Genomic DNA, 12080 nt, shown 5'->3' on the forward strand with positions numbered 1-12080 from the left:
CACTATTCATTTCTTTCAATAATTAATCCCTCAACAAATTTCTTTTCCATTAATTGACTTTTTTTCCTGTTTTCTATCGATTCAAATACGATGTCAAAGTCATAATCCTCAGGGTAAAGTTCTTTTGCAGAGATATACAGTTTAATTCTTTTATGGTTTATTGTTATCTTTTCTCCTTTTACTTGAACAATGTAATTTCCATTTTGATCTGGTCCTTTATAAACTATTCCGAATTCTCCAGTTGAAGTAATTTGAACATTATCACCTTGAACGTACTTTGTAACATTATTTCCTTCTTTTGGTATTCCTTTTTGTTTTCTATTATTATGTCTGTTTACTGCTAGCTGTTTCTCTAATTCCTTACGAGCAAATAAATCTATATTTTCTACAAAATATTCTTTCTTTTCTTTGTAAGTAATTTCATGTGCATTTTCTATAATTTTCGGATGCATCCCAAGGCGAAGTGCAATGGAGAATGCCTGACTTTCTCCGCCTTTTCCAACGATCAATTTATAAGTTGGTTTTAATGTTTCAAGATCAAATTCCATTGAGCCATTAATAAATCCTTCATGAGTTTCAGCAAATCCTTTTATTTCACTATAATGTGTAGTAGCAAGAATTGTAGCACCTTTACGATAAAGTTCTTGTAAGATTGCTGTTGCTAATCCCATACCTTCTCCTGGATCTGTTCCAGAACCTAATTCATCTAATAAAACTAAACTATGGTCATTTGTTTCTTTTAAAATATCGATAATATTGGTAATGCGTGAACTGAATGTACTTAAATTTTGTTCAATACTTTGACCATCACCAATATCTAAAAGTATTTTTTGGAAAATGCTGATGTGGCTACTTTCTCCGACAGGAATATGCAGACCAGATTGAACCATCAATGTTAATAAACCAACTGTTTTAATTGTAACTGTCTTCCCACCAGTATTTGGCCCTGTAATAACTAATGCATGATAATCTTTTCCAAGTTCCACAGTTAATGGTACAGCTTTTTGTCCTAGTAATGGGTGGCGTGCTTCTTTTAAATCAATATAATGAGATTCATTTACACTCACACTTCTTCCATTTATTGCATGGCTATATTTAGCTTTAGCGAATAAGACGTCGTAATGAACCATTGTCTCAACTGCTAATTGAATTTGTTCTTCATTTTCCTCGACTAACCCCGTCAAATAACTAAGAATACGTTCTACTTCAAATTCATCTTCTACTTGGTGTAAGATTAACTGCTCTTGATATGGAGTTATATCTTGAGGTTCTATATAACAAGTAGAACCAGAAGCAGATGTATCTAAAATAGCCCCTTTAATTTTTCCCTTATATTCTTTTTTGACAGGAATAACAAACCGTCCATCCCTTTGACTAATGATTGCCTCTTGTAAGTAAGGTTTATATTTAGAAGACTTTAGAATTTGGTTCATTTTTTCTTTTAATCGATCTTCTTGAATAGACATTTGTTTTCTAATTTTTTCTAAATTTTTACTTGCATAATCATCGACGGCACCATTTCGAATACAACGATAAATTTCTTCTGCTAATTTTGGTAATTCTTCAATTGCATATACATAAGATGAGACTCTTGGTGCAAGAAACTCTTTATCCTTCATATAACGTTTTAGTTTTCGGCAACAATCCAAAAATTCATATAGACTATTCAATTGATCCGGGCGCAAGGCAATCCCTTTATTTAATTGACTTAATACGATTTCAATACCATTTAAACCATGTATTGGTACACTCGAACTTTTGACTAAAATTTGCTTAGCTTCATTGATTTCTTCTAGTAATGATTCAATTTGTTTTACATTTGTAATTGTTTTAATGTTCCGTATATAATTTTTTCCCGAGTCTGTTAATGCAAAATGAGCTACCTCTTCTTTAATTTGATCATATTGCAATACTGAATAAGTTTTAGAATTCAACGTAATTTCCTCCTTAAAATTTAGAATGAAAATAAAAAAAACCGCAATGAACTTAGATTCATCGCGGTTGAAGGCAGAGATATGCCAACAAGACTAGTGTCTAATGATCAAATGGATACACTGTTCCCTTTGAACATAAAAAAGCTGCACCACAGCGGTACAGCTTAAAAAAGACACTTTTCTTAAGAGTGCTATGACCATTGTTCTTAACATTTAATTCTTTTAAGGGCATACTCAAATAAAACTTTAATATAAAGATTTTTAAAAGAACCCTAAAGAATTACCATATAAAATTATGGATTAGTTAAAAACAACACTTAACAAAAAGACACTCTCCTTAAAATTATTGATTTTATACTTTTTAAATTTACCATTCAATAAACCTGTTTGTCAAATAATTTTAAATATTCACTTTACGAAAAAATAAAAAGGAATTGGATCATTTAGAACTAAATATCTCCAATTCCTAAATTTAGTATTCATTTTAATGTAATTTATTACTATAAATTTTGAGTTTGTTAATTAATTCATAATCAATTAAGCAGCAACGTCTCTCTTTTTGAATACAAAGAATGCAAGAAATTGAAATAGAACAAAGTAAATTGCAATCATAATGATTGAGAATGTCAATGTCATACCCTCTACCATAGGTGTTCCTTCAAAATATTGTGTCAAATCTGTATTTGCAAAAAGAATATATTTTGCCCAATCAAATTTTGATGCTAATAAAAATGTTATTGTAGAGCCTGTAAACATTAAAGCTATTGAAAGACCAGTAGCAAGAGAACTATTTCTGAAAACTGTAGAAACCATAAATGCTGCTGTAGCAAGCATGATCATATTAATTGATTTTAACCCATATGAAATCATTAAATGAAGAGCCATTGATTGTTCAGTAATCTTTCCATCAAAATAATTTAAATAAGGTGCTGCTTTATCTGGTGTTCCAAACAAAATAACTCCAAGTATCGAAGAATAAGAATATAAGATAATAAGCAATAAAAGAGCAAATAAAATAATCGAAATGTATTTAGAAGCTAGTATTTTCCCTCTATTAATTGGTCTTATTAATAGTAACTTAATAGTCCCCCAGTTAAATTCAGAAGCAACAATTCCTGCAGCTATTATGATTGTAAACAAACCAGCAGTACTAATCATACTTGAAGCATCATTCACAAATGACCAAACATTGTAGTTTTCATTTGGAGAAAGATTATGTTTAATTCGATATTCTTTCAATGCAATATCCTTTTTAAGGAAATCTATCTGTTGATTATTCTTTGATTCTTGTATTTGTTTTTCATTACTTTTAATCTCTGTCTGATATTCTTTCTTCCAATTTTCATTAACTTTTACATCTTCATGATTTTGATTATACTTAACTATTCCACCTACAACTGAAGTTAAGATGATTAGTATTCCAATCATAACAAATGTTCCAGGTCGATTAAATATTTTCATCAATTCATTTCGAACTAACTTAAGCATGTAATGCACCCTCCTTATTCTCAGTTACCTCCAAGAAACGGTCTTCTAAAGTTTTACTTACTTCCTTAACACCATAAATTTGAAAATCTGCCATGATTAGTTCTTTCATAACTAAAGGAATATCTTCTTTCTTTAATGGTGCAACAATTCCTTTTTCTATAACTTGAACTGTCATATCAGGAAAAAGTCCTTTTACGCACTTCTGGGCTTCTTTATTATTAGAAACCTCAATCTCATATACTTTTTCAGTTCCTTGTACAAAGTCACTGATTAACTGTACATCTACTAACTTACCAGTTTGAATAATTCCAATTCGATCACACATCATTTCCATTTCAGAAAGCAAATGACTAGAAACAATAACAGCCATATTTCTTTCCCTAGCTAGCATTCTAAGATGGTCCCTAATTTCACGAATTCCAGCAGGATCTAATCCATTTGTAGGTTCGTCAAGTATTAATAGTTCTGGATCATGTAGAAGAGCTTGAGCAAGACCAAGTCTTTGTCTCATACCAAGAGAATATGTTTTTACTTTATCGTGAATTCGATCTGTTAAGCCGACAAGTTTGACTACTTCATCAATTTTTTCTTTTTTAATATCTTTTGACATGCGAGCATAGTGAAGTAGGTTTTTATAACCACTCAAAAACTTATACATTTCTGGATTTTCAACAATTGCTCCTACTTTCCCGACCGCTTTTTCAAAATCAGTTTTAACGCTATGACCAGCTATTTTAATATCTCCTGATGTGATGCTAATAAGGCCTACTAACATTCTAATTGTTGTAGTTTTACCAGCACCGTTCGGACCTAAAAATCCAAATACTTCCCCTTTATTCACCTCAAAACTAAGTGAATCAATGATTTTTCTACCTTTAATTATTTTTGATACATTTTGTATCTCTACAATTTTAGACATCTTATATCTCCTCTCATTTCGGTTTCCTACTCAGACTTTCACTTCATCCCTTTTAAGATTAGAACCTTCTGATTCCCCTTGTTTAATATTCGACAATTGTAAAACAATTCCTTTAAATTGCAAGTTCTCATATTGAAGGAAATGATTGATGTGTGATAGATCCGTATTGAAAATTGCAACTGACTACACCAAATGATTTTCAAAAACTATACAGAACAAATTTAATTATTGCGATAAAAAGTCATGAATGAAAGGTACTAAAAGTCATATTTTTTCATAAAAAGTCATATTTTCTTTGTTTCATAAAATGTACCTCTATAAATGACAATCAAATTAAAAAAAGTGGAGAACATATTCTAACGGGTTCTCTTTAAAGGGAGAAAATTAAAAAAACAAGATAAAATAGCAGTAAAAATAACAGCATAAATAACATTGGAATTCACAGTGTGATACACACATTAAAAAGCACACAAAAGGCTCAGAGTTATATAAGCTCTGAGCCTCCTATTTTGTAAAATTATCTTCCGTAATAATGTTTACAAAAATAAATTCTATCTACTTCGTTTGATACTTCTGCATACCTATTTAGAGAACTCCAATATATTTTTGTTCCTACAGGTAATTTAGAGGCGAACAACCATCTTTTATTACTTTCTTTGTCAAACTCCCCTTTGAATATTGCTTGAATTTCTTCATTCATTTCCGTTTTATTTATATGAGGTTTTTCAAGTTCGTATATACATATATCAGCCGAATTTGCATCGATTATAAAATCCTTATTCTCTTTTAACAACACTTTACCTTTCTTTAAAGCCTTTTCCCTTCCTTTTTTTCTCTCTTTTTCCATTTCTAATGCTCCCTGAACCTTTGGGTCTGTTGAATTTGTACTACATCCAATCAATCCACATATAAAAATTAAAGAACATGCAATTGAAAAACTAATTCTTTTCAGTTATAGCACCCCCATATTTTCTTATATCCTACTTGCTAGATTTGTGATCTATTCATCAATTGTTAACGCAAATAAAGAATGTCTTTTAGTTCAAATTTCTTCCCGGTTATCCCTATTCGCTGTGCGGGGGTTAAAACCTTTTTATCTCATGATTTATATGCCATACAGAAATTGTAGTACATTCTTAAAATAATATTGGCATAATGAGCATACTTTTGGTTTTATCCATTAAATTCGCATGCTATTCAGCAACAAAAATAATTATTGTGGTCTGTTAAAATAACGGTAATTCACTTGTTAATTTAGGTGCTCAAATTGGTATAAATATTGATATATAAACCAAAAACAGCAACTAATTTTAACGCTAATTAGTTGCTGTTTGATGTGTTATTAATAAAGTTTCTCCCTAGGAAGAGAATCAGTTAAACATATTCTCACACTTTTTTATTTGGCTAAATTGTCTTATTTAATAGTAAAAGAGTATTTTATAATGTAAGATACATTTCATATTGTGAAAGTGAATCTTTTTTAAATCCTAAATGATTAAGAAATCCTTCAAGTAGACTATTGTTAGGAAGTGAAATTGTAACTTTTGGCAAATCCAGTTCTTTGATAGCTGTGTTTAATAGATATCTTCCAATTCCTTTAATTCTTTGGCTCTGATCAACCATCATGAAACTAACTTTTCCAGTTGGATTAGCAGCAATACAGCCTACAATTTCATTATCAATGTATGCTCCATAATATACGTTGGTTGGTATTTTAATTAAATAATCTAAATCATTCTGCCAGTTTATATGATAATCCCATTTCTGAATTGTTTTTTGAAACTCACTTATCTCGATACATTTTACAACAACTTTTGAAGTAGATTGATTATTGTTTAAATCTGTTAGATCTGCAAGTGAGAAATAAGATAAATCATAAATCTTTTCATACCCTAGCTTTTTATAAAAGTTAGTTGCGCGATCGTTACCAACAATTACTTCAAGGAAAAGTTGTTTGCATCCATTCTTAATTGCTTCCTCTTTATGTAATTCAAAGAGTTTATGACTTATTCCTTTACCCCTAAAATCAGGACTTATAGCAAGTGTTCCACATCTGATTGTTTTAATATTTTCATAGACTTTTATACCACCAAGAATGACACCAACTGGGTCATTTTCATATAAAGCAATGAAGGAATGTTCTAAACTATTTCCTTCTGGACCAAAAAAGCGACTAATAAAATCTTCCTTAGAAATTTCCATTTTTACAATATAATCGGAAAAACCTATTTTAAATGCTTGATAGACATTGTCGATTTCAACTTCAGAGCATCTTAAATAACTAATTTTATCTTGCTGTAATGGTGAAATTCCATTTTCAATATTTGTACCCATAATTGGCCACATCCTTTTTATATTTTATTTTTACTTGATGAATGTTAACTCATTGTTCTTTTTCTTCAAAAAATTGTCATCAATTTTAAACAACTTATTAGAAGCAAGATAGATGATTGCTATCAAAATAATCCCAATCATTCCTCCATGAAATAACCATACAAGATGTGGCATAGTCACAATTTTCAACAAAATAGAAGTTGCAACAAAGCCCAGTGTAAAACCTAATCGATTTAACAAATTGGAAATCCCAAATATTCTTCCTCTTATGTCATTTTCTGTTTGTTGAATCATTGTTGAAAAATAAGTGCCTGCGGCTGCATCAAACATACCTGTAAAAAATGCAAACAGTAAAATTAACAATAAAACTTTGTTGGATAATATAAGAATGAAACCAAGTGACGTGAGTATTGATGTAGAAAGGTAAAATAGTAAGATGTGATTTTTAAGCCATGGGAATCTTGGTATAATCCATGTAGAAATAATACTTCCTATACCCCACGATCCCCAGATAAGCCCTTGATAAAATGTCATATGTTTTGAATTGAGTTCCTCTGATAATAGAGGTATTCCCACGTTATGTGCACTTGCAGCAAAAGTTTGGAAAAGAAACACGACAAAAATTATAAGTAATACAGGTCTAAGAACTAAATATGAATTTACTTCTTTTATATCTGATATCCACACTTTCCATGAAGAAGAACCATTTTTCTTTAATGTATTGTTCCATTTGAAAATAATTAAAACCAGTGCAGATAGAAAAAAGGACAATCCATCAATTGCTATAATGACTCGATAATTGACGATGTTTGATAAAAATGCAGCACTCAAAAAACCAATGACCATACTGATTGCGCCTAATCTAGAAATGAAGGCATTTACTTCTAGAACTTTTTCCTCACCAAAAATTTGTGGAATTTCTGCACTAAAACTTACCGTAAAGAAACTACCAAAAAACCCTAAAAGAAAAGCAATTATTAAAAATAAGGTTGCTGATGGATAAAAACATAGAATAATTACACTTATTCCTCTTGCAAAGTCACTAAAAATCATCAAGTATCTTCTATTCATTCGGTCAGCTAAAATGCCGGAAAACAAACTAGACAGAATGCCTCCAAACACACGAAAAGCTAAAACAGCAGCTAACCAAGTCGTACTTTTAGTCATTGAATAGATAACAGCATTCATGACCATCATTTCCATCATATTTCCTATATCAGAAAATGCTTTTGTATATAAAAAATAAGTTTTACTCTTAATCATTTCCCCTTAATTCCTCACTTTCGACGCGAATCGTTAAGTTCCTCGTTCGTTCCCATTTCTTCCTTAAAAGTGTCGCGGAATCTCTGTCTAATCAAATTTCTAAAAAATTTATCTTTTAACTAGACACTCTTCCTTAAAACTGACTGTTAAGTTTATTTTATCTGGTTTAGTATTTCTGTCAATCGGTTTTTTGAAAAAAAATAATTTTCAGTTATTTCACTTGTTTAAAATTTATACTTCCACCTCATTATTGCAAATAAAAAAGGATACTTTATAAAGCTATCCCTTCCTTAGTCACTTTATGTAGTTAAAATATATTTCATTATCATTTCTTCTGTTTTATTAAATTGTTCCATATAGGAGTAATTTTCTCCAACCACAGAGTAATGCAGGCAAGTACCGTCAATAAACGCCCAAAAGATACTTGCAACAATGTCAGATTGCACTTCTTTTTTTATTTCACCAGCGTTCTTTCCTTCATCAATTATTTGTACCAAAAAATCACGATATTGCTTATAACGATTGGACATAATTTCATTTGTATTTTCTTGTCTTGGAGAAATGATCCAAAATTCCATGTGTACACGAATAAGTTTACGCCAGTCTTCTGTTAACTCTTTATCTTTATAGATACGAAATAATTCTTCTATTTTTTCTTTTGCTGTAGAAAACTTCTCGAATCGTTCTTTAAGGTTTTTAAACGTACGATTCGTTCTTTCTTCCATAAGAGTCAAATAAAGTTCTTCTTTACTTTTAAAATAATTGTAAATTAAACCTTTACTTGTATTTGAGTAAGCAACGATGTCGTCCATTGTTGTAGATTGGTACCCTTTTTCGCCAAAGCACTTCAATGCACTTTCCAAAAGACTTTCTCTTTTACGTTCCTTGTAATCCTCGGAGACCTTAGGCATGTTAACAGCTCCTTCATGATTCTATTTTTAAATAAACTGACTATTTAGTCTACCAAGAGTTATTCACTTTATCAATAGTTTATAACTACTAATTTTCAATTCTTCATTTTTTGAGTTATTTATATTAATTGTTTTTTTATAAAAGCCTTTTTTCGTAAACATTGTTGCTATTTCAGTATGTGTAAGATGATTTCCACTCCAGGATGCTCGCTTTCCTAGGGGCGTGAGCTGAGCCTCCTCGTCGCATACGCTCCTGTGGGGTCTCAGCCTTCCCGCATTTCCCACAGGAGTCGAGCATCCTTCCGTTCCAATCAACTTCTGTTTTTTAAATTACAAAACCTAAATATGACAATCTTTTAAAATTTATATAATACTACGGTAAATGAAATTTTTCCACAGAAACTCTACTAATAACAAAAAGAAGCTGCAATACTACAGCTCCTTGAGTTAAATAACAAAATTTTTAAAAATTATTGTACTTTTACTTTGTTAGCAAATTCGTCAATGGTTGTATCATAAGTAATATAGATTCGTGGAAGAAGATAGTTCTCGTTTTTTATACCCTTCTTTGTATAAGGGCCAGGTATTGTTGATATTCCGTACTGATAATATTTCTTTGTTTCATCAATTACTTTTTGATTATAGTCACCATAAGGATATGCTATTGCAATGACTGGTTTTCCTGTGATTTTCTGTATTTTTTCTTTTGATCCTTTTAGCTCGTATTCTAAATCTTTTGCTTTTCTTAAATCAGGATGTGTTGCAGAATGAGACTGTATTGAAAACATGCCTGAATTAACCAACATTTGTATATCATCTTTCGTCAATCTGATACGACGTCCTATAAAATCAGAAATGACAAAAAATGTTGCAGTTGGTTGAAAATGTTCATCCTTCACTTTTTGAAAAACTTTGTAAACATTCAAATTATTTTTGTAACCATCATCAAATGTAATCAATATTGGCTTTTTTACTTTATTGATATCTTGCCAACGTTCGAAAGTTAATAAAGTATAACCATTATTTTTCAGATATAACATTTGTTTTTCAAAACTATCGGGACTCACATATAATTGTTTAATACCGTGTCCTTCGAAATTATCAATTGAATGATAAATTAAAATAGGAACCTTTACTTGAGCAAAGGTTTTACTAGGAAGCCACAGCATGACAAATAATAGTAAAATACAGATGATTTTTTTCAAAGTCTTACCTTCCTTCAAAAATTGATTTTTATCTCATCATAGTATTTCACAATCTTATTAAATTTATTAATTCACATTCCAAAAAATGACAGTATTCTTCACTTGTGATTTATCCAATTTAATTAAAAAGTTCTACAAAATAAATAACCCGGGATTGCTTTCTAAGATCCACAGGCTATAAATAGTTTATTTTTAAAAATTATGTAATTTACGTAAGAAACAGTTATCTTCAATACACCCTGTTTTCTAGCTGATTAGAAATCTCAGTTTTCATATAATGTATAAACTCTATTAAAATGTCATTTTCTATATTTAAATTCTTAGTGTTATTCAAATACTTTTCAGTACAAATTAATACAATTTCTGTATATTTATTATCTAACGTTTTTATTCCCCATACCCCTCCTTCTTTTTTAGAAGAAATAACACCTTCCTTGAGATAATAAAGCACTCGACACAAATTTAATATTGTATATACAGGCCGGCTTGTACAATTTTCACTAGCGGTCTCAATATCATTTAAGTATTGATCTGAGAAAATATTTATTATCTATCGGCTTAAAGGTTTCTATAATAGGTTTTCCTTTTAAACAGATGCCTCTATCGATGGTAACAACGATATGAGCAGCTAAATCTGGATCTACATCTTCTCCACAAACGTAATCTTCATCTATAAGATATTTTTCTTTATGTTCTTTTGAATAATGTAATTCAAAAGGGCTCGGATATTCAAATTCATTCAACGTCTTCTCTAATAGAATACTCATTTCTATATTATATTCAGAGTATTTTTCTTCGAGGTATAGTATATCTTTTATGATCGCTTTTTTAATTTTTAAAGATAATTTTTCTTTTACAATAATTAACAAGTCTATGTCACTTGCTTAAGGATTAAAGCAACCCATAGCTAGCGAACCATGTAAATAGACTCCAACTAAGCTTGTTTTTAAATCTTCAGTTAACTTTTGTAGAAATTCGTCCAAAAATATATTTACTTGCATGTAATATCTCCATTTGAAAATTATGATTTTAACTTGATTTCTAGATTGAAATTTACGAGGAAGTATTAATCTTCCTCGTAAAATTTAATCTTATAAGTAATTGATTTACATTATTAAATGAACAAAATAACTAATTTTATTTAAATTCCAACTGTTGCCATTAATACGATTCTCTAACCTTCAGGATCTTCAATCGTAACCCCGTTAACTTCCCAATAGGGATTTTCTGGCTCAGTTTCATAATATCCCATTTTATTTAATCGGTTAACAATTTTATTTCTAACTATTAATTCAGGGATATAAAATACTAAAGATTATCTTTTGTAGGTGCAGGACAAGGTCTACCTTCGAAATAATGAGTAAACTCTAAATGATACTCTTTACCGGGTAGACCAAACATTACTCCAGCTCATATTTATAATCTATTTATTTTTTGATTTTGATTTTAATGTGAATAAATGTTCAAGTAATTTTGTATTTTTCTCAATTTCTTCTCTTCTTAATTTTGTTAATTCGATCATTTCGTAATAATTTAACATTGTTCTTACCCCTTTCTAACTTTATCTACATGAAAACAAATTTGAATTCTGAAAATAACTGAATAGTAAACTCTTCTAATCCACACCTTAAAAAGTTTATGCCTCTACTGATATCTTGCATGAACAATAAGCCCTTTTCTTCTCATCAAAATATAATTAACTGAACTTTCCACACAAAATTAGTAGATGATCAAACAGAATAATGATTTTTTAAATGCTAAGTAATAGAACTTCCTATTTACCTGACTTCTTTTTTATAGCTTATTAAAGATTAGCTCGTTTTTCTTCAGTTTAAATGTTTAGACTCTCTACAACTTTAGTCCAAGGCAGTTTTGCATCTTTTTACTTAGAACTGATGTATTACCAGAATACAGTGACAGTATTGCCAAATATATCTTCCATTTATAAGTACTGAGAATTTAAAAGTAGCATTAGAAAGAATGTGATTAGGGAAAACCATTAGGAGAATATTTTAATTGATAACAT

The 12080-nt window shown here is 30.0% G+C and carries 10 protein-coding genes and 1 pseudogene; all 11 read right to left on the reverse strand.

Annotation, left to right across the window (positions count from 1 at the left end; translation table 11 throughout):
- Window positions 1–2: 2 nt before the first annotated feature.
- A complete protein-coding gene (locus J5Y03_RS15560) occupies window positions 3–1934 on the reverse strand; it encodes an endonuclease MutS2 (protein WP_209406917.1) in 1932 nt (643 codons plus the stop codon).
- A 537-nt stretch (window positions 1935–2471) separates the two neighbouring features.
- Window positions 2472–3422: an ABC transporter permease gene (locus tag J5Y03_RS15565; RefSeq protein ID WP_209406918.1), complete on the reverse strand. Its 951-nt coding sequence runs from the start codon at window positions 3420–3422 to the stop codon at window positions 2472–2474.
- Window positions 3415–4341 carry an ABC transporter ATP-binding protein gene (locus J5Y03_RS15570; protein WP_209406919.1) on the reverse strand — a complete coding sequence of 309 codons (927 nt, stop codon included), beginning with the start codon at window positions 4339–4341 and terminating at the stop codon, window positions 3415–3417. The genes J5Y03_RS15565 and J5Y03_RS15570 overlap by 8 nt, the downstream gene beginning before the upstream one ends.
- 517 nt (window positions 4342–4858) lie before the next feature.
- Entirely contained in the window at window positions 4859–5188 is a 330-nt protein-coding gene (locus tag J5Y03_RS15575; protein WP_209406920.1) for a hypothetical protein, read from the reverse strand.
- Window positions 5189–5778: 590 nt separating this feature from the next.
- The gene (locus J5Y03_RS15580; protein ID WP_209406921.1) at window positions 5779–6675 is read right to left on the reverse strand and encodes a GNAT family N-acetyltransferase; all 897 of its coding nucleotides are present in this window, start codon (window positions 6673–6675) and stop codon (window positions 5779–5781) included.
- Window positions 6676–6705: 30 nt separating this feature from the next.
- Window positions 6706–7938 (reverse strand): MFS transporter, encoded by a 1233-nt coding sequence (locus J5Y03_RS15585; protein WP_209406922.1) that lies wholly within the window; start codon window positions 7936–7938, stop codon window positions 6706–6708.
- 299 nt (window positions 7939–8237) lie between these two features.
- A complete protein-coding gene (locus J5Y03_RS15590) occupies window positions 8238–8849 on the reverse strand; it encodes a TetR/AcrR family transcriptional regulator (protein ID WP_209406923.1) in 612 nt (203 codons plus the stop codon).
- A 470-nt stretch (window positions 8850–9319) separates the two neighbouring features.
- Window positions 9320–10054: a polysaccharide deacetylase family protein gene (locus J5Y03_RS15595; protein ID WP_209406924.1), complete on the reverse strand. Its 735-nt coding sequence runs from the start codon at window positions 10052–10054 to the stop codon at window positions 9320–9322.
- A gap of 229 nt (window positions 10055–10283) precedes the next feature.
- Complete coding sequence (locus J5Y03_RS20210) at window positions 10284–10604, reverse strand: aminoglycoside adenylyltransferase domain-containing protein (protein WP_209406963.1); 321 nt, start codon at window positions 10602–10604, stop codon at window positions 10284–10286.
- Window positions 10570–10923, reverse strand: a complete 354-nt coding sequence (locus J5Y03_RS15605; protein WP_209406925.1) for a hypothetical protein — start codon at window positions 10921–10923, stop codon at window positions 10570–10572. Before J5Y03_RS15605 ends, J5Y03_RS20210 begins: the two co-directional genes overlap by 35 nt.
- A 305-nt stretch (window positions 10924–11228) precedes the next feature.
- A pseudogene (locus tag J5Y03_RS19880) lies at window positions 11229–11461 on the reverse strand (VOC family protein); the annotation flags it as partial.
- Between the last annotated feature and the right edge of the window lie 619 nt (window positions 11462–12080).

The organism is Gottfriedia endophytica (assembly GCF_017814275.1).
GTDB lineage: Bacteria > Bacillota > Bacilli > Bacillales > Bacillaceae_G > Gottfriedia > Gottfriedia endophytica.